Source organism: Streptomyces avidinii (assembly GCF_014650695.1).
Classification (GTDB): Bacteria; Actinomycetota; Actinomycetes; order Streptomycetales; family Streptomycetaceae; genus Streptomyces; species Streptomyces avidinii.
Window position 1 is genome coordinate 26,056 of the sequence record NZ_BMVL01000005.1, and the last position, 19,683, is coordinate 45,738.

9 protein-coding genes are annotated in these 19,683 nt (G+C 76.3%); all 9 read right to left on the reverse strand.

The window, feature by feature from the left end; genetic code table 11:
* Window positions 1–6: 6 nt before the first annotated feature.
* The 9 genes from IE257_RS13990 to IE257_RS14030 are packed head-to-tail and all read right to left on the reverse strand — an operon-like array spanning window position 7 to window position 19,518.
* Window positions 7–1,263, reverse strand: coding sequence for an MFS transporter (locus tag IE257_RS13990; RefSeq protein ID WP_189968419.1), 1,257 nt, complete (start codon window positions 1,261–1,263; stop codon window positions 7–9).
* A gap of 20 nt (window positions 1,264–1,283) precedes the next feature.
* Entirely contained in the window at window positions 1,284–2,564 is a 1,281-nt protein-coding gene (locus IE257_RS13995) for an alkaline phosphatase family protein (RefSeq protein WP_189968421.1), read from the reverse strand.
* A gap of 57 nt (window positions 2,565–2,621) precedes the next feature.
* On the reverse strand, window positions 2,622–3,665 hold the full coding sequence (locus tag IE257_RS14000; RefSeq protein WP_229920348.1) for a galactokinase: 1,044 nt from the start codon (window positions 3,663–3,665) through the stop codon (window positions 2,622–2,624).
* Window positions 3,662–5,542 (reverse strand): class I SAM-dependent methyltransferase, encoded by a 1,881-nt coding sequence (locus IE257_RS14005; protein ID WP_209468346.1) that lies wholly within the window; start codon window positions 5,540–5,542, stop codon window positions 3,662–3,664. Before IE257_RS14005 ends, IE257_RS14000 begins: the two co-directional genes overlap by 4 nt.
* On the reverse strand, window positions 5,539–6,714 hold the full coding sequence (locus IE257_RS14010) for a glycosyltransferase (protein WP_189969169.1): 1,176 nt from the start codon (window positions 6,712–6,714) through the stop codon (window positions 5,539–5,541). Before IE257_RS14010 ends, IE257_RS14005 begins: the two co-directional genes overlap by 4 nt.
* Window positions 6,715–6,716: 2 nt before the next feature.
* Window positions 6,717–7,538: an alpha/beta fold hydrolase gene (locus IE257_RS14015; protein WP_189968423.1), complete on the reverse strand. Its 822-nt coding sequence runs from the start codon at window positions 7,536–7,538 to the stop codon at window positions 6,717–6,719.
* Between the two features lie 5 nt (window positions 7,539–7,543).
* On the reverse strand, window positions 7,544–7,864 hold the full coding sequence (locus IE257_RS14020) for an acyl carrier protein (protein ID WP_189968425.1): 321 nt from the start codon (window positions 7,862–7,864) through the stop codon (window positions 7,544–7,546).
* Window positions 7,854–12,581 (reverse strand): type I polyketide synthase, encoded by a 4,728-nt coding sequence (locus IE257_RS38905; RefSeq protein ID WP_189968427.1) that lies wholly within the window; start codon window positions 12,579–12,581, stop codon window positions 7,854–7,856. Before IE257_RS38905 ends, IE257_RS14020 begins: the two co-directional genes overlap by 11 nt.
* Window positions 12,574–19,518, reverse strand: a complete 6,945-nt coding sequence (locus tag IE257_RS14030; protein ID WP_229920349.1) for a type I polyketide synthase — start codon at window positions 19,516–19,518, stop codon at window positions 12,574–12,576. The genes IE257_RS38905 and IE257_RS14030 overlap by 8 nt, the downstream gene beginning before the upstream one ends.
* Between the last annotated feature and the right edge of the window lie 165 nt (window positions 19,519–19,683).

Genomic DNA, 19,683 nt, shown 5'->3' on the forward strand with positions numbered 1-19,683 from the left:
CCGACCCTACGACGCCCGGTCCGCCCGGGCCCCGCCGAACACGGCGACCACCGTCACGGAGAGCAGCAGCCCGGCCGCCGCCAGGCTCAGCGCGGGGCCCGGCCCCCACAGCGTCCAGGCCGCCCCGAACATCACGGACCCCGCGAACCGGGCCAGCGCCTGCGCGGTCTGGAGCACCGCGAGCCCGGTCGTGCGCAGCTCGGCGGGCAGCAGCGGCCCGGCGGCGGCCATCAGCACCCCGTCGGTGGCGGCGTAGAACAGGCCGAGCAGCGCGAGCACGCCGGCGACCAGCAGCGCCCCGCCCGGAACGGTGACCGGGGCCAGGCACAGCAGACAGGCCCCGAGCAGCAGGAGGTGCCCGCCGAGGAAGACCCGGCCGCGCCCCAGCCGGTCGGCGAGCCGCCCCACGGGCAGCGCGGCCAGCAGGAACACGGCGGCCGTACCGACGGGCAGCAGCGGGAAGTACGCGGCCGACAGGTCGAGCCGGCGTTGGAGCAGCAGGTAGAGGAAGGCGTCCCCGACGGTGAACAGGCCGAGCACCGCGGCGGTCAGGCAGAGCCGCCGCAGACCGGGCAGCCGCAGCAGGGTGCGTACGGGCGGCAGTGGCGGACGGGTGGGTGCCGGAGGGGGAGCGGGAGCCTCGCGGACGAAGAGCGCGAGCAGCACCACCCCCAGGACGGCAACGCAGCAGCTGACCGTGAACACGGCCTCGTACCCGTCCACCGCCACCCACAGGATCCCGAACGCGGCCAGCGGCCCCAGCAGGGCGCCCGCCGTGTCCAGCGCGCGGTGCACCCCGAAGGCGCGGCCCTGCTCCCCGGGCGGCACCGACAGCGAGATCAACGCATCGCGCGGGGCGGTCCGCAGGCCCTTGCCCGTCCGGTCGGCGGCGAGCACCGCCGCCACCGACCAGGGGGTGGCGGCGACGAGCAGGGCCGCCTTGCAGACGGCGGACAGCGCGTAGCCGGTGCCCGCGACGAGCTTGCGGCGCCGGGTGCGGTCGGCGATCCGGCCGCCCGCGAGGCGGAGCACCGCGGTGGCGCCCTGGTGCAGACCGTCCAGGGCGCCGAAGGCCAGCGGGGACATGCCGAGTCCGGCCATCAGGTACAACGGCAGGACGGCGGTGACCATCTCCGCGGAGACGTCCGTGACCAGGCTGACCAACCCGAGCGCGAACACCGTGCCGGGGACGGCCCGCAGGGGGCCCTTCGGGACCGGGGTGTCCCCGGCGATGTCCGAGGCCCGGGTGGTCGACAGGTACACGGATGCCTCCGGGGCCGGGTCTAGAACCAGTTGACGGTGAGCGGGAACGCGGCGGTGACGGTGGTGCCCGTGGAGTCGGTGGCGGTCGCGGTGACCTGGACGGTCCCGCTGCCCCAGGGCTTGCCGCCGATCCGCCCCGAACCGGCGTCCACGCTCAGGCCCCAGGGCAGGCCGGTGGCGGCGTAGCGGACCGGAGGTCTGCCACCGGTGGCAGTGAGCTGGATGGTGCAGGACTGGTTGAACCTGCACGTCTGCGGGCCCGGGCTCGTCAGTTGCAGACCGCCCGCGGTCGGAGTCGGAGTCGGTGTGGGAGTCGGGGTCGGTGTCGGTGTGGGAGTTGGGGTCGGTGTGGGGGTCGGGGTGGGTGTCGGGTTCGAGGAGGTGTCGAACACCTCGGTGATCGGCTGGACGTTGGCCGCGTTGCCCGCGTGCGTCGCCGTGCCGAAAAGGTCCTCGAAGGTCCTCAGCAGATGGTGGTGGTTGAAGGCCGTGGCGTACCTGCCCGTCTTGACCTTCGCGCCGTGGAAGACGGTGGCGATCTGGTTGGAGCCCAGGTAGTTGTCCTCGTCCCAGGTCAGGACCAGCAGACTGTTGTTGGCCTTCGCCCACTGCGCGTAGGCGTCGATGTTGTTGCGCGTCCAGGTGTCTCCCGTGCCGACGGAGCACGAGTGCATGTCGTTGCACTGGTTGGGGACCACGAAGGAGAGGTTCGGCAGCGCCGCGAAGTTGTTCTGCGGGAACTGCGCCCAGGTCTTGCCGGTGTTCAGCGGCACGTTCCTGAAGGCGAACCACGGGTTGTGCTTCTGCGCGTACTGGCCGTTCGTGCAGGCCGTGGACCCCTCGCTCGGCAGGTCCTCGTTGTACGTCGCGAAGCTCCTGCCGGCCGCGATCAGCTCCTGACCGAGGTTGGGCGCCGTCATCGACTGCGGGGTGTAGCAGCCGTCGCCCGTGATCCCCTGCGTGGCACCGGAGAACAGGTTGAAGTAGTTCGGCTGGCTGGGGTGGGTCAGCGCCTTCATCCCGGTCAGGCTCGCGCCGCCGTTCGCCAGCTGGTTGATGTACGGGGCGTTCGCGCTGCCGATGATCTCCCCGTACTGCTTGTTCTCGTACACGACGACCACCACGTGGTCGTACGTCGGCAGCGCGACGGCCGCCGCCGCGGGAGCGGGCTCCGCGGCCTCGGAGTTGGCCACGGTGAAGGCGCCCAGTAGGCCGAGTGCGCCGAGCCCGGCCACGAGCGCGGGCCACAGGGCCCCGCGTCTCGCGCGCGCCGCCGCTGAGGGTGGTGGTGGGGTGGGCATGGGTGATCTCCTCCTGGGTGAAGTGTCGGGACGCCCGGGGCCGGCCCCCGGACGGGGTCATTCCTCGCGCCGCGCCGCACCGGCCACGGCGATGTTCAGGAACCGCGGTGCGGGCCGACCCCGGTCGCGGAAGTCCTCCGCCACCGCCGCTCGCACCGCCGCCAGCCGCCCCTCGGGCAGCAGCACCAGCACGCTCCGACCCGGCCGCTGCCCGGGCGGCCAGGCACTCAGCGCCCCGGCCCGGCGCGCGCAGGCCACTGCGCGCGCCAACTCCCGGGGCCGGTCCGCGGCCTCGCCGCGCACGGCGACCAGCACCAGCCGCGCGCCCGAGCCCGCCGGGTCGAAGGCCACGTACCGCTGCCGCCGCCGGGCCTCCGCGCTCAGCAGCAGCGCCCGCCCCGACCGCGCGAACAGCACGGCCCGCCGCAGACCGTCGTCCCCGTCCGGCAGCGCTGCGGCCAGCAGCCGGGCCAGCTGCTCGCGGTCCGGCGGCTCACCCGCCCCCGTGTGCACGTCGGCCACGGCCAGCGCCACCGCGCACTCGGCGGGCTCCGCCGTGGCCAGCCCGGCGGCCCCCGTGAGCGAGCCCTGGACGTGCAGGTCCGTCCCGCCGAGGCCGTACCCCTCCCGGGCCAGAGCCCGCAGCACGGCGTACGGCCGGACGGCCCAGGCGGGGGCGGCCGGCGGCGACCCCGACAGGGTCAGCGGCAGATCGCAGCCGTCCGCGGGATGGCCGAGGGAGCTGAGCCGCACCAGGCCGTCGGTGCGCGGGGCGGCCGCGGCGGCCGTGGGCCAGCCGGCGGCCGCGACCAGCCCGGGGGAGCCCAGGTGGAAGGCGTACGGGGCGCTCCACACGGCGGCCGGGGGCCGCCCGTGCGCCGCCTCCAGGGCGTAGGCGACGAGCCGGTACAGCGGATCGGCCGTCGCCCGCCGCGCCAGGTCGCCGCCGGCGCGGTCGGCGGTCACGGTGGCACCGGCCGTGGCGGCGGGCCCCCGGGGCGGTACAGCGGCGGCGGATGCTCCCGCCGCGTCCCGGCGGGCTGCCGCGGAAGGCGCCGGCTCCCCCGTGGGCGGTCCGACGGCGCCGGCCGTGCCCGTCACGGGACGTCCTTGCGGGCCAGCATCCGGTAGGCATTGCCGCCGTCCGTGCGCCGGGCCACCGCCGTGCGCACCGTGTCGAGCGCCGCCGCGGCGGCGAAGCACGGCAGCGAGGCCACCCGTACGGCATGACCGAGGAGCCGTGCGCGCGGCGTGGGCCCCGGGCCCCACGGCCGGTCCGGATCCGGGGCCAGCCGCGTCGCCGCGAGGGCCACCGCGCCGAAGAAGTCATTGCCCTGGTGGGCCGGACCGTGCTCCTCGGCGACGACGGTCAACCCCCGGTCCGCCAGCGCCTCGCGCAGGTTGGCGGCCGGCATCAGGTGCTGGTGCTGGGGCTGGAACCAGGGCAGCCAGACCGGGCCGAGGAGCCGGGCCATACGTGATTCCGGATCGGGCAGCTCGATGGCCAGGAACCCGCCGGGCGTGAGCACGGTGGCCGCCGCGTCCAGTTCGGCGAGCGGCTCCCGGGTGTGCTCCAGGTAGTGGTACATGCTGACCACCTCGTACTGGCCGGCCAGTTTGGAGGCGAACTCCGGGAACTGGCCCAGGTATCCGGTCTCCACCCAGCCGCGGCGCTCGGCCTCGCGCACCCCCTCGCCCATGTCGAGCCCGTCGAACCGGGTCTGCGGCCAGACGTCGCGCGCCGCGTTGCAGAAGTGGCCGTGCCCGGTGCCGACGTCCAGCCAGGACGCCGGATCGGCATGCGGGAGGAGCATCTCGGCGCGCCCCCGGTAGGCGGCGCCCAGCCTGCCGAAGACGGTGCCCGCACCCTCGCCGCCGCGCCCGTCGTAGAAGTCGCGGTAGTAGAAATCCAGCCCTTCCGGGGTCAGCCGGGGGTTCTGGAAGACGTGGCCGCAGTCCCCGCACTGCTCCAGCGTGAAACGGCCGGGCTTGCCCTGGAGCAGGTCGGGCACCCGGACCCGCACCGTGAGCCGGTCGGATCCGCACCACGGGCAGCCCTCGCGGCGCGGTTCCAGGAAGCGCCCGACCCCCGCCGCCAGGTCCTGCCGGTAGGCGGCTGCCCGCGCGGCCTCCGGCGCGCCGTCCGCCGCCGGGTCCGGCCCGGCGTCCCGGCCGGCCGCCGCGGCCGTACGCAGCCCCGCGCCGAGGGAGCGGACCGGCCGGGCCGCCGTGGCGCGGCCCAGACCGGCGGGGCGCAGCGGGGAGCCCGGTCCGCCGAGGGCCAGGTACGGCTGGAGCCAGTACAGTCCGGCCGCCGCGGCGCCCCACCGGCCCTGGCGTACGGCGACCCCGGCGAGCAGGGCCAGCCCGCCGAGCTGCACGGCGGCCAGCGCCCCCGGAGGCAGCCCCTGGGCCCGTAGCTCGGCGGCCCGCGCCGGCCCGCCGGGTTCCCCGGCCCCACCGCAACTCAGGCCGGGGGCGATGGCCAGGCCCGTGGCATCGGCGGCGTACTCCTTCAACCGCCGGGTCAGCGCGAGCAGTTCCGCCGTGTCCGGCCGCGGACCGGCCGGATCCACCCCGGCCCGGGACAGCACCTCCTCGGTGACGAGCACGGCGAACCCGGCCCCGCGCCCCGCTGCGAGCCGGTCCTGCCGGTACCGGGCCGGGTCGACCAGGCGCAGCAGCGAGAGGGCCCGCTCCGCGGGCAGGTCCGCGGGCAGCAGGTCCAGCACCCGCAGCCCCTCGGCCTCGGCGTGCGCGCGGGCGGCGAGGAAGGTGGGCGCATCCGGTTCGACCCCCCGGGCGGTGAGCAGCCGCCACCCGGCGGCGCGCGGGGCCCCGGCCGCCGCCGCGGGCGGGGTCACCGGCAGCACCGGGATCGCCCGCAGCCGGCGCCTGGCGCGCACGGTGCCCGCGCCGAGGGCGGCCAGTAGGACGGCGGAGGTCCAGGGGACCCGCTGGAACGGGGTTGGCGTCATCGCAGTTTCTCCAACCGGTCGGCCGCGGCGGCGGCTCCGCCCGCCGCGGCGAATGAGGCCTGGATCCGCCGGGCGGCCCGGCGCGGGCCGGGATCGTCCAGCACGGCCGTGAGCGCGTCGCGCAGTTCCTCGGCCCGGGTCCTGCCGAACCGCACCCGGACGCCCGCTCCGGCCTCGACGACCTGCCGGGCCACGATCGGCTGGTCGTCCCGGATCGGGGCGACGACCAGCGGCAGCCCGTGCGCGAGGGCCTCGCACACGGTGTTGTGGCCCGCGTGGCAGACCACCGCGTCCAGGTGGGGCAGCAGCTCCAGCTGGGGGACGCTCTCCTGGAGCAGGACGTGCTCCGGCGCCTCCCCGATCAGGGCGGAGGGTGCCGCGAGGACGAACTGGACCTCCTCGGCGAGTCGTTCGGCGGCGCCCAGCACGGCGCCGTAGAAGCGGGCCCCGGCCGCCTGGTTGAGGGTGCCCAGGGACACCAGCACCCGCCGCCGCCCGGGATCCAGCCGCTGCCACGGGAACCCGGGCGTGACCGGACGCGCCCCGAAGGCCGGGCCCACGAAAGCGTGGTGGGGCGGGAAATCCGCGCCGGCTCCCACGAGTTCGGGCGTGGAGAAGACCAGCACCAGCCGCTCCGAGAACCGCGGGTCCCAGTCCGCCCGGCCGTCCGGTCCACCCCGCGCCGCGCCGAACTCCGCCAGCAGGCCCGAGATCTGCCCGGCCACCCACTCCCCGACCTTCGGGAAGTCCGCGAAGGGCCGGGTCAGCTCGGCCGAGGTACTGGCCGAGGTCACCCACGGCACGCCGAGCCGCCGGGCCACCAGAGGTCCCGCCAGGGCTTGCTGGTCGGCGACCAGCACGTCCGGCCCGAAGGTATGCACGGCCCGGGTCACCCCCGGCACCATCGCCCGGGCCAGCGGCACCAGCGCCTCCTCCCACAGGAACCGCAGCGCACCGACCCCGCGCAGATCGCGCCAGCGGTCGTGCAGCTCCGCGTACCCGCCGCCGAGCTCTTCCCCGGCGGGCAGGATCCGGGCCTGCGGCGGCAGCAGCCGGGCCAGCGCCGAGGCCGGTCCCGTCCAGGCGGTCTCATGTCCCCGGGCGGCCAGTTCGGCACCGACGGCCACGGTCGGATTGATGTGCCCCGCCAGCGGCGGCACGGCGAACAGCACCTTCACGGGACCAGAGCTCCCACCCGCGCCCGCGCGGCCGTGGCGTCGAGGTGGGCGAGCACGCTCTCCCGCAGGACCCCGCTGCTCTCCTTCAGGACGTCGTGCCCCAGGCCCGGCAGGATCCGCAGCGCCCCGTGCGGCGCGTGCCGCGCCAACTCCCGCCCGCCCGGCAGCAGCTCGGAGTGCTCGCCGCAGACGATCAGGACCGGGCAGCGCAGCCGGGCGTAGTCCGCGGCGGCGAAGGTGCGGCTCGCCGCGATGTCGTCGATGAGCGTGGTGCGGTTGAGCAGGGCGTCGGCGATGGCCGTCAGGTTGGCGGCCTTGCGCAGCCGCAGGGTGAGCAGCTCGGTGGGGACCGTGCTGTCCTCCAGGCTGAGCGCGGCGGCCGACAGGGTGTCCACCATGTTCTCCACCCAGGCCCCGCTGAGCGGCGGTTCCAGGAGGGTGAGCCCGCTGACGAGGTCGGGCCGGGCCAGCGCCGCGTGCAGGGCGAGGGTCCCGCCGTAGCTGTTGCCGACCAGGTGGACCGGGCGCTGCCCGAGGTCCAGCGCGCCGAGCAGGGCGAAGAGGTCCCGTACGGCGCTGCGGGTGTCGTAGCCGGACCCCGGGCGCTCGGTGCGGCCGTGGCCGCGCAGGTCGTAGAGGACGGCCTCGTGGCCGGACCGGGCCACCGGCACGGCCAGGGGGCAGTAGAAGGAGGAGAGGTTGTCGACGACCAGCCCGTGCAGGAACACCACGACGGGCCGGTCGGGGGCGTCGGCGCCGGCGGTGGCCGGGAGCCGCTGGACGTGGAAGCGCAGGGAGCCCGCGCGGACGAAGGCCACGGCGCTCAGCCGGCCGACGCGGCAGGGGTCCCCGCCGCCGTCCGGGCCAGGGAGGTGTGGGTGATCCGCCCGATGTGGGTGACGAGTTCACCCACCGACATGGCCAGGATGGCCTCCATGTCCTTCTCGGCCAGGAATCCCATCAGGTCGACCTCGGCGCCGTAGCGGTGGTGGAGCAGTTCGGCGAGGGCGACGAACTCGATGCTCTCCAGGGCGAGGTCCTCGTTGAACGTCGTCTTCATCGTGACCTCCTCCGCGAGCAGGTACTCGTCGCCGACGATCTCCACGAGCATGCCGGTGATCTCGGCGAGGATCTCAGTTGCCATGACGGGCCTCCGTGAGGGGGAAGGGGACGGGGCAGGGGGCGGACGCCGCGAGGTGAGCGGTCCAGGCGACGACGTGGTCGGGCGCCGTATCGGCGGCGAGCGTGCCGCCGGTGAGCGCACGGTCGGCAGGGCTGCTGTCGGTGAGCTGCGCGGTGCGGACCGGGTACGTGCCGCCCTCGGGGGAAGTCACCAGCAGTGCACCGGAATCCGCGTCCCCGGCCACCCGCCAGTCCCGCGGCCGCCCGCCGAGCCCGCCCCCGGCGGCCTTGGCCGCGGCCTCCTTGGCGCACCACAGGGCGGTGAGCGCTGCGGGCAGGCCGGTGCCCCCGTGGGCGGCCAGCCGTTCGGCGAGGCGCAGTTCGGCCGGAGCGAGGGCGATCCGGATCAGCGCGTCCGGATCGCCGGTCACCCGTTCCACATCGATCCCGACCGGTCGGGCCGGGTGGGCGAGAGCCACCGCGATCCGCTCCTTGTGCGATATCGACAGCCGGAACCCGCGCGTCGACGGGGACTCGGCCAGCGGCCGCCCGGCCGGATCGTTGCCGATCGGCACCTCCACGGGGAACACCGGTCCTGCCCCGCCGTCCCACAGCAGCTGCCGCAGCGCGTCCTTGGCCGCGATCCGGCCCAGCAGCCACGGCGCCCGGGCGCGCGGCGCGAGCCGCTCGTAGGCAGCCCGTTCGGCGGCGCCGAGGTAGCGGCGCATCACCAGCTCCTGCGAGGCGGGATCGTTCCAGCGGCGCCGGGCCAGGCACCAGCCCTCGGGCCGCGGTTCGCCGATGCCGCACACCTCCGGGGTGAACTTCATCGGCCAGACCCGCTCGTCGGCACCGAACCGGCGGTACGTCCACCCCTCGATCCGGGCCCACACCCCACCACCCGGCCCGCGCAGCTCGATGTCGCCCCGCACGGTCACGTCCTGCACCGCGCGGATCCGGGCCGTCGCGGTCACCAGCTCCCGCGGCGCGGGCGGGGGCCCGTAGAAGCGGATGCGGTCCACGGTGGCCGGGAACACCAGCCGGTCCACGGGGAGGCGCAGCTGCATCCAGTGCCCGAAGAGCTGCCCGGCGGCGTCGAGCAGTGCGCCCGGGTCGGGCAGCACCCGCAGGACCCCGTGGATGCCGTCCGCGCCGACCGACCGCACCTCGTGCACCCCGGCGAAGCGCGGGCCGTGGAACATCCACCGGTCCCGGTAGAGGGCCGCCGCACTGACCGGGGCGGGACCGGGCTCGTGCAGGGGGGTGTCGTCGGGCGCGGGCGGCGTCCCGTACCGCTCGCCGAGCAGTACGACCACCGAGGCGTACTCCCCGAGCCCGACCCGCAGCCGGCCGGGGCCGTCACCGCGGACGGTGATCTCGACGTCGACGGCCGGCTCGACGGCGAGCCACCGCAGGGCCCGTACGTCCTCGTAGCCGATGACGGCGAGGCCGGGCGGGGCCTGCCGCCGGGCGGCATCGGCGGCCAGCTCCAGCATGGTGGTCATGGGCACGACGGGGAACCGGTCGGAGTCCTCCGGCCAGCCGTCGGGCTGGAGGTACACGCAGTGGTCCCGTACGTAGGGGAGTGCGGCCAGCGACAGCCGCAGGGTGTGGTTCGCCCGGGCGGGGGCCGGCGCTTCGGGTGCTCCTGGTGCCTCCGGGGTTCGCGGGACCTCCGTCGACCAGGCCTCGGCGACGGCCCTGGCGGCCGATTCCGTGTCGGCCAGCACCGCGTCCAGGGCGGACAGCAGCACCGGCCGGGCGCCGCCGGGTGCCGGTGCCGTCGGCGTCGGGGCCGGGGCCGGGGCCGAGGTCGGGGCCGAGGTCGGCGGGGCCAGGAGGCCGGCCAGGGCCGCCCGGGCCGGCTCGCCGAGCCGGACCAGCGGGGACCCGAGGTCCAGCCGCATGCCACGCCCGCGGGAGGGCGCCGGGCGCGGTGCGGACGCCGGTGCCGGCTCCTGCGCCCCGACCGCCTCGGCCTCGGAATTGGCCTCGGCCTCGGAATCGGCCTCGGAATCGGCCCTCGCCTCGGCCAGCAGGTCCCACCGCGGCGCGTACCCCTCGGCCCAGAGCGCGGCGCAGGTGCGGCCGAGGGCCGCCAGGCCCGGCAGGCGCGGGGAGGAGGTCGACACCGAGAGGTGGGGACGCTCGCGCAGGCTGTCCTCGACGAAGCCCGGCAGGCTGCCCGGGCCCAGCGTGACGAAGCTGCGCACGCCCTCGTCCTCGTACAGCCGCAGCGTCAGCTCGCGGAAGCGGACCGGCTCCAGCAGGTGCCGGACGACCAAGCCCCGTACCTCCCTCGGCGCGGCCGGGAACGGCGCACATGTCGTGGCCGACCACACCGGGAGGGAACCGGGCCGCAGCGGCAGCCGGTCGAAGGCGGCGCGGACCTGCCCGAGGTACGGCTCCCACATCGGGGTGTGGAAGCCCGAGCGGAACGGCAGCTCCTGACCGAGCACCCCGTCGGCACGCAACCGCGCCACGACGGCGGCCACCTGCTCCGGATCGCCGCAGATCACCGACTGGTGCGGGCAGTTGTCGTGACTGACCACCACCCGCTCCAGGCCGTGCAGTGCGGCCTGCGCCCGCGGCGCGCCGCAACCCAGCGCCGCGTACACGAGGTCCGGGACCCGGAGGTCACCCGGTTGCAGTGAACCGAGGAAGGTGTCGGCCGCCTCCTGCGGGTACATGCCCGCGGCCACCATCGCCGCCCACTCACCCAGGCTGTGGCCGACCAGCACATCGGCCTCGATGCCCAGTTCGGGCAGGGCGCGGGCGAAGAAACGGCCCGTCGCGATCGCGTCGAGAGCCCGCTCCACGAGCGAGGTGCCGCGGGTGAGCCGGGGCGCCGTCAGCGCGAGCCGGTCGGCCACGTCGTCCACCACGGGCGCGAACTCCGGCTCCAGGCCCGGGAAGAGGAACGCCATCCGGCCGCCTAGCGGCTCCGGGGTGAACCACACGTCCCCGCGGCCCCGCCACGGCCGGCCGCGCGCCACCGCCTTCGCGGCCAGTGCGAGCCGCTGGGGTGTCGGCCCGACCACCGCGACCCGGCAGGGCCCGTCGCCCCCCGACACCGGGGCGGCGGCCGCCAGCCGCGTCGCGAGCTGCGCCGGAGTGTCCGCACCGATCAGGAGTACGTCGCCCCCCGCGGCGGGACCCACCGGCGCGGCCGCATCCCCCAGCGGCAGGAAACGACGCACCGGAGCCACCCGGCCGCCGCCGGGGACCGGAGCGGGTGCCGCAGTGGGGACCGGATTCGGGGCCGGTGCGGGAGTCGCGGTGCGGGCCGGGCTCGGGATCCTCGGAGCCTCCTCCAGCACCACATGCGCGTTGATCCCGCCGAAGCCGAAGGCATTGACCCCGGCCCGGCGCGGCTGCGGCCCGCGCTCCCACGGCTCCGCCGCGCCCACCGGCCGCATCCGGGTCCGGGCCAGGTCCGGGTGCGGCTCCTCGAGATGCAGCGTCGGTGGCAGCACGCCCTCGTGCACCGCGAGCGCCGCCTTGATCAGCCCGGCCATGCCCGAGGCCTGCATGGTGTGCCCGAGCATCGACTTCACCGAGCCGAAGCCGATCCCGTCTCCGCTCCCCGGCCCGGACGGTCCGAACACCTGCGCCAGAGTGTCCAGTTCGGCTGCGTCCCCCACCGGGGTGCCCGTCCCGTGCGCCTCCAGCAGGCCGAGCGCCCCCGGCGCCCGCGGATCCAGTCCGGCCTCCCGCCAGGCCCGCTCCAGCGCCTGTACCTGGCCCGCCACCAGCGGGCTCATCAGGCTTGCCGCGCGGCCGTCGCCGGCCACGCCCGTGCCGCGGATCACCGCGTACACGCGGTCGCCGTCGCGCTGCGCGTCCGCCAGCCGTTTCAGCAGCACCACCCCGGTGCCCTCCGACAGCAGGGTCCCGTCCGCCCTGCGGTCGAAGGGCCGGATCCGTTCGCTCGGGCTGAGCGCCCGCAGCTGCGTGAACACGCTCCACAGCGTCGCGATGTGACAGTGGTGGACCGCGCCCGCGACGACCGCGTCGCAGCGCCCGGCGGCCAGCAGCCCCACCGCCTGGTCCACCGCCAGCAGGGAGGAGGCGCAGGCCGCGTCCAGGGTGTAGGCCGGGCCGCGGAAGTCCAGCCGGTTCGCGGTCCGGGCCGCCGTGAAGCTGGGCACCAGCCCGATCGACGCGTCCGGCCGCTCCGGACCCAGCGCGTCCTGGAAGGCGGAGCGCACCTGCGCGATCCGCCGCTCGCTCAGCTCCGGCGCCAGCTCCCGCAGCGTCTGCGCCAACTGGTGTGCAGTACGCACCCGTTGGTCGAGCCGTGCGGTCGCCACCCCCATGAACCCGCCGCGCCCCAGGACCACACCGATCCGCGACCGGTCGGCGGGCAGCCGGGCCTCGCCGCCCGCGTCGGCGATCGCCTCGGCCGTCGCGTGCAGGGCCAGCATCTGATCCGGCTCGGCCCCCTCCACGGCGGCCGGCATGATCCCGAACCGGGTGGGGTCGAAGGCGGCGAGCCCGTCGATGAAGCCTCCGCGCCGGCAGTAGAACCGGTCGGCCGCCACCGGGCCGGGCGCGCCCTGCGGGTCGTAGTACACCTCCGGGTCCCAACGCCCCGGCGGGACCTCGCCGATGGAGTCCGTACCGGCGAGGAGGTTGCGCCGGTACGCGGCCAGATCGGCGGCCCCGGGGAACACCGCGCCCATCCCGACGATCGCGGCATCGGTCGGTCGGGGGCCGCTCCGCTGTGCGTCACGCATCGCCCCGGCCACCCTCCGCCATCAGGACCACCTGGACGTCACTTCCGTGCGTCAGTTCGTCGAGGAACGCGGCGGTCCCCGCGTCCGGCGCGATGAGAGGGATCCCGCGCCGGGCGTAGGCGCGCTCCAGTTCGGGGGTGACCATCCCGCCCGCCTGCGCCGCCCAGGGGCCCCAGTCGACGGACAGCACCCGTCCCGGGAAGGACTCGGCCCAGGCGTGCGCGAGACCGTCGAGGGCGTCGTTGGCCGCGGCGTAGTCGCACTGCCCCCGGTTGCCGTACACCCCGGCGACGCTGCCGAACAGCGCCAGGAACCGGGGTGCGGGCCAGGGCCCGTGCTCGGCGGCGGCCGCGGCCAGGTGCCGGGCCCCGGCGACCTTGGTGGTGAACACCGCGCCGAAGTCCGCCGGTTGCTTGTCCCGCAGCAGCCCGTCCCGCAGCACTCCGGCGCCGTGCACGATGCCGTCGAGGCGGCCGTGGCGCTCGCGTACGCCGGACACGACGGTCCGTACGGCCCGCTCGTCGGTGACGTCCGCGCAGTGGTAGCGGACGGAGGCGGCCGTCGCGGCGAGCGCGGCGAGGGTGGCCCTGACCTCGCGCTCGGTGAGGATCCGCGAGGCCGCGGCCTCGATCTCCGCAGGCGTACGCAGCCCCCCGGCGATCAGCGCGGCGCGCAACGCGACCCGGTCCTGGGCCTGACCGAACTCATCGACTCCGGTGGCCGGTTCGGGCGTGCGCCCGATCAGTTCCACGTGGCATCCGGTCGAGCGGGCCAGGGCGAGGGCGGTGCGCGCGGTGATGCCGCGGGCGCCGCCCGTGAGCAGGACCACCGCGTTGCGGTCCAGCAGCGGGGGGCCGTCAGGGGCGCCGCCGGTGCTCGACAGGGGGGCGGGTACGGGGAGGCGGGCCACGCGGGTGCCCTCCCCGGTGTAGCCGACGGAGGCGATGGGTCCGGTCTCGTGGCTCCCGGTTCGGATGCTGCCGCTGCCGCTGCCGCTGCCGCCGTCGCTCAGTTCCGCGACCAGCTGTGCCGCGATGCGCTCCGGGTCCTCCTTGGGGTGGACGCCCACGGCCCGGAGCAGCACATCGGGGAATTCGAGGGCCGCGCTGCGGGCGAAGCCGTGCAGACCGGCGCCGGAGGTGCCGGGCCCGGTGACGAGCAGCAGCCGCGGGGTTCCCGTCATCAGGGCCTGCCGCAGCCCCGGGAAGGCTTCGGGCAGTACGGGGCCGGCGGTGGTCCGCAGCGCGGAGAGGTCGACGAGGCCGTCGAAGCCCGGCTCGGCCGCGGGGAGGAACGCCGGCTCGGCGCCGAGGGACTCCAGGGCTGACGCGAGGGCGGGTGCGATGCCCTGGCCGTCCTCGACGAGCCCGATCCGCAGGCCGCGCAGGGTCTCGGGGGCGGCGTCGGCCGCCGGTACGGGCACGAGGTCCACCCGGAGGCGGCTCACCGGGGGCGCCACGGCGCCAGGATCGGGGACGGGGACGGGGACGGGGACAGGGACGGGTGCGGTTCCGTTGCCGGGCACAGAGGATACGGAGCGCGCGGGCGCGGGCGCGGCGGGCGCGGCGGGCGATCGGGAGGTGACCCAGTCGACGATGCCGCGCAGGGTCTTGATCCGGGAGAGTTCCTCGACGGCGGACTCGGTGGTTCCGCCCGGGTTTTGGGGGAGGCCGATCCGGTCGGCGAGGGCGCCGATGATCTCCACCCGCTTGATGGAGTCGATGGAGAGGTCCGCCTCCAGGTCCAGCTCGGGGTCGAGCATGTCGCGGGGGTAGCCGGTGCGGGTGTGGACGATCTCCAGGACGAGGTCCATGACCTCCTCGGCGGTGCGGGGGCCGGGCGGGGGTGCGGGGGCGGGGCCGGTGGGGGCGGTTCCGACGGGGCCGGGCGCGCGCCGGGACGTCTCCTCGGACGCCGAACGTGGCGAGGGGTCAGAGGGTGCGGCGGCAGTGCGTTCGGCGCCCTGCGGGGATCGCCCCGACACACTCCCGACCCCGTCGGAACCGCGGCCCGCTCCGGTGGCCCGGCCCAGGGGGCCCGCCGGCGCGGCGCCCAGGTAGCCGAGCAGGACGTCCCGTTGGGCCTCGACCAGTTCCCGGGTGCTGCGCAGGTATTCCAGGACCGTCTCCTCCCGGCGGTCCCTCGGCCTTTCCGTCGTGGGTTCGGAGCCGGTCGCCGCTACCGGCGCCGCGGCCCTCACCCGCTGCGCCGGGCGCAGGCCCCCCGGGACGGGTGCGCCGTCCGCGGTGCGGACCAGGTGGCCGTCCACGAGCCAGCCCGGGCGCCGCGGGGCGCGCTCCGGGAGGCGGGAGGTCCGGCCGCGGAAGAGGGCCTGCGGCGCCACCGGCACGCCCGCCGCCATCAGTTCGGCCACCGCCGTGACCAGCCTGACCAGGCCGTGCTCGCCCGGAACGTCCAGCGGGACCGCCGTGTGCGGTCGGTCGTGCAGGATCCGGCCGACCAGGCCGGACAGGACCCGGCCGGGGCCCGTCTCCACGAACGTCCGGACACCGGCCGCGTACATGGCCTCCACCTGCTCGACGAACCGGACCGGCTCCGCGACCTGGCGCGCCACAAGGCTTCGGACCTCGTCCGCCGCGTCCGGATACCGGTCGGCCGTCGTGTTCGACCAGACGGGGGTGTGGGGCGTTGCCATCCGGGTCGTCGCCAGTTCGGCACCGAGGGATGCCGCCGCCCCTGCCACCACCTCGCTGTGGAAGGCGCAGGCCACGGGCAGGGGTTCGGCCGTGAGGCCCGCCTCGCGCAGGGCCGTCACCGCCGCGGACACGGCCTGCGTCGGGCCCGAGATCACGCACTGCCGGGGGGCGTTGTGGTTCGCCACCACGCAGCCGGTGCGGGCGGCGATCTCCCCCACCTCCTCCGGCGCGGCCGACACCGCGGCCATCGACCCCGGATCGGCGCCCGCGGCCGTCACGATCGCATCGGCCCGGCGGGCGCTCAGCCGCAGCAGGCTCTCCGTGTCGTAGGCCCCCGCCGCCCACAGTGCGGTGAGCTCCCCGTACGAGTGCCCGGCCACGGAGTCCGGCCGTACGCCGAGCTCGCCGAGCAGCAGATGCGCCGCCGCCCCGGCGAGTCCGAGGGCCGGCTGCGCCACCCGGGTGTCGGTGACCGCCGCCCGCTGGGCCGTGCGTCCCCGGGCGGTGAACGCCGCAGGCGGGAACATCGTGGACACCACCCGGTGCGGAGCCGAGTCCAGCAGGGCGCGCAGGGCGGGGAACGCCGTGAAGAGGTCGACGAGCATGCCCGGGCGCTGGCTGCCCTGTCCGGGGAAGAGGAACGCCACCCGGCCCGGCTCCACCGCTTCCTCCCGTACGTGCACCCCCGCGCCCGGGGTGAAGGTGCGGGCCCGCTCCAGCCGGGCCGCCAGCTCGTCGTGATCGGCCGCCACCACCGCCACCCTCACCGCGCCGGTCCCGGTGGCGGCGGTCTCCGCCGCGAGGTCCCGCAGCGCCCAGGGGCGGCCGGCCGCGTCGTTCTCCTCCAGCCGTGCCGCCAGCCGGGCCATCGCCCGGCCCGCCGCCCGCCGGTCCTCGCCGCGGAAGCAGAACAGCTCCGCCGGCCACTCCTCCAGCCCGTGCCGGGGCTCCGCCGAGCCGCCGTAACCGGCCAGCACCGCGTGGTAGTTGGTGCCGCCGAAGCCGAAGGCGCTCACCCCGGCGATCCGCCGCTCCGCGGGCACCGCCCAGGGCCGGGCCTCGCGGTCGAAGGAGAACGGGCTGCTCTGCGCCCGCCAGGCCGGGTTGGGTGTGTCGATGTGCAGGGTCGGCGGCCGCACACCCGTGTGGACGGCCCGGGCGGCCTTGATCAGCCCGGCCAGGCCTGCCGCGCACTTGGTGTGCCCGAGCTGTGATTTCACGGAGCCCAGCGCGCAGGCACCGGGCGCTGCCCCGGACGCGGTGAACAGCTCGCTCAGGACGGAGAGTTCGGTGCTGTCGCCGACGACGGTTCCGGTCCCGTGCGCCTCGATCAGGCCCACCTCGCCGGCCGTGATGCCGGCCCGCGCGTAGGCCCGCTCCAGTGCCCGCCGCTGCCCTTCCGGCCGGGGCGCGGTCAGGCCCAGGGACCGGCCGTCGCTGGCGGCTCCCACCGCCTTGATCACGGCGTACACGCGGTCTCCGTCGCGCTCCGCGTCGGCGAGCCGCTTCAGGACGAGCGCGCCCACGCCCTCGCCGAGCGCGATCCCGTCGGCGGCGGCGTCGAAGGGCCGGCAGCGGCCGCCCGGTGACAGGGCCCGGACGGAGGCGAACATCAGGTAGTCGTTGATGCCGTTGTGCACATCGGCGCCGCCGCACAGCACCATGTCGCTGTCATGGTCGCGCAGTTGGCGGCAGGCGAGGTCCAGTGCGGCGAGCGAGGAGGCGCAGGCGGCGTCGACCGTGCAGTTCGCGCCACCGAGGTCGAGGCGGTTGGCGACCCGCCCGGCGATGACGTTGGCGAGGATCCCGGGGAAGGAGTCCTCGGTGAGCCGGGGCAGTTGCTCGTCCAGCTCGGCCGGGAGGTCGCCCAGGTAGGCGGGGTGCAGGGCGCGCAGCCCGTACGCGCCGGCGAGTTCCGTACCGGCCTCCGCGCCGAAGACCACCGAGGTCCGGGAGCGGTCGAAGGCGCGGTCCTTGCCGTAGCCCGCGTCCCCGAGGGCACGTGCCGAGATCTCCAGGGCCAGCAGTTGCACCGGCTCGATCCCGGCGAGCGAGGCGGGCGGGATGCCGTGCGCGAGGGCGTCGAAGGGCACCGGGCCGAGGAAGCCGCCCCAGCGGGACGGGGTGCGCTCGCCGGCCCGGGCCGGGTCGGCGTCGTAGTAGAGCGCCGGGTCCCAGCGCTCGGCCGGCACCTCCGTGACGGCGTCCGTCCCGGCGAGGACCATGGCCCAGTAGGCGGCGAGGTCCGGGGCGCCCGGGTAGGCGCAGGCCATCCCGACGATCGCGATGTCGAGCGGGTCGGCAGCCTGCGGCTCCCGCTCCGCGGACGGCCCGGTGCCGGCGAGTTCGCGGGCCCGCCGCTCCAGCAGCGCGGTGGCCCCGTCGGTGACCTGCGCGTGCAGCGCCGCGATCGTGGTGGTTCCCGTGCGCAGGGTGGCGGCCTGCCCCAGCATGAACAGCCCTTCGGAATGCTGCTGTTCCCCGGTCACGGGCTCCGTCCCGTTCCCGTCGGGGCTTCTGCGCAGGCCCTTGCTGGCGATCCGCAGCCGCCCCAGATTCAGCCGCTCCAGCTCCTCCCACATCGTGCGCGGCTCGATCCCGCTCTCCGCGAGCCGGTGCCGGGTCGCCTCGAAGGTCTCGGCGTACGGGGTGGGCGCGCACCGGGTGGCGTGACCGGGCGCGGTGCGCAGCAGGACGGTGTCCGCGCACTCCACCGCCGCCCGCTGGAAGCCCGGCCGGATCGCGCCCGCCGCGACGGCCTCCTCGGTGAACAGATACGCGGTGCCCATCAGCACCCGGACACGGGAGCCCCGGGCGGCCAGTGGGGCCGCGGCCGCCACCGCCATCGCGGCGGACCGCTCGTCGTGGATCCCGCCCGCGAACAGCACGTCCAGGGCCTCCGGTTCGGGGCAGGTCAGCAGCCGCTCGATCTGCTCCTCCCACAGCGGGAAGGAGGCGCGCGGCCCGACGTGTCCGCCGCACTCCAGCCCCTCGAAGACGAACCGCCGCGCACCCTCGGCGAGGTAGCGCTCCAGCAGGCCGGGGGAGGGCACGTGCAGGTGGGTCCGGATCCCGGCCGCCTCCAGCGGGGCCGCCTGCGCAGGGGTGCCGCCGGCGATGATCGCGTAGGGCGGACGGGCCTCCGTCACCGCCGCCAGTTGCTCCTGGCGCAGGTCTGGCGGGGCGAAGCCGAGCAGGCCCACGCCCCAGGGGAGGTCTCCGAGCCGCTCGGCCGTCTCCGCCAGCAGCCGGCGTACGTCCGGGCCGTCCATCACCGCGAGCGCGAGGTACGGGATGCCGCCCGCGGCGGCCACCGCAGCGGCGAAGGGCGCCTGGTCGCTCACCCGCGTCATCGGGCCCTGCGCGACGGGGAGCGGCCGCCCGAGGGGCCGGACCCGTACGGCAGCCTCCAGGTGCCCGGCGACGGCCGCCCGTACGGCCTGCAGGACGCCGCCCGTGGTCCGGTACCGCGCGGCCAGTCGGGCCGCCGAGGCTCCGTCCTGCCCGACGGGCAGCAGCTGCGTCCGCAGGTCCCGGGCGCCGAGCAGGGTGTGCGCGGGCCCTTCGGGCGGGGTCAGGTCGGGCCGGGCGAACACCCGGTGCCCGTCGGCCAGCCGGGTCTCGGAGCCGTCCATCGCCCGCAGTGCGGCCGCGACTTCCTCCGGCAGCCCGGCCTCTCCCTCGGCGGTCAGGGCCAGTTGCACGTCGAGCAGGACCCCGGCGGCGCCGCCCGCGACGGCCGCTGCCGCCGTGTGCGGCCCGATCCCTCCGCAGGCCCGTACGGGCACGCGGATTCCGGTGTCGCCGAGGAGCTGCTGGAGCAGGACGAAGGTGGTGGCCGAGCCCACCCGGCCGCCCGCCTCGTGGCCCTTGGCGACGAGCGCGTCCGACCCGGCGGCCACGGCGGTCCCGGCCTCGGCCGCACTGGTGACCTCGGCCCACACTCGGGGCAGCCCGGCCGCCGCGGCCCAGGCGGCCACCCGCTCGGGGGTGTGCGCGTCGGGGTGGGCGAGCAGCACGGTGTCCACCGCGGCGGGGAGTTCCGCGGGGCCGATCGGGCAGCCGACGGGCACCCGCACCCCGTACCGGGCACCGCTGCCGAGCCGTCGGCCCAGCTCCGCGAAGGCGCGCCGGGCAGCACCGGGGTCCCGGCCGAGGTCGAGCAGTCCGAGGGCCCCGGCGCGTTCGGCGGCGGTCACGACGGCCGGGTGGGGTTCCTCGAAGGGGCTGACCGCGACGACCAGGTCACGGGTGACGGCGGGCTGCGGGTGGGGGGTCACGGGCGCTCCTCTTCCAATGTTGTGTGACATTGCGGAGTGCAGGGCGAAAGGACGGGCGAGCGGTGAGCAGGCGAACCGACGAGCCGACGAGCCGTGCAACGGCGGTGCGGGCAGGGCGGAGGACGGGGGAGTGCGGTGGTCACGCGCACCGGCCGGAGGCACCCA

Coding starts and splice junctions, on each gene's coding strand:
- IE257_RS13995 (WP_189968421.1), bottom strand. CDS start 2,564: ATGCCCACCCCACCACCACCCTCAGCGGCGGCGCGCGCGAGACGCGGG.
- IE257_RS14005 (WP_209468346.1), bottom strand. CDS start 5,542: ATGACGCCAACCCCGTTCCAGCGGGTCCCCTGGACCTCCGCCGTCCTA.
- IE257_RS14020 (WP_189968425.1), bottom strand. CDS start 7,864: ATGGCAACTGAGATCCTCGCCGAGATCACCGGCATGCTCGTGGAGATC.
- IE257_RS38905 (WP_189968427.1), bottom strand. CDS start 12,581: ATGCGTGACGCACAGCGGAGCGGCCCCCGACCGACCGATGCCGCGATC.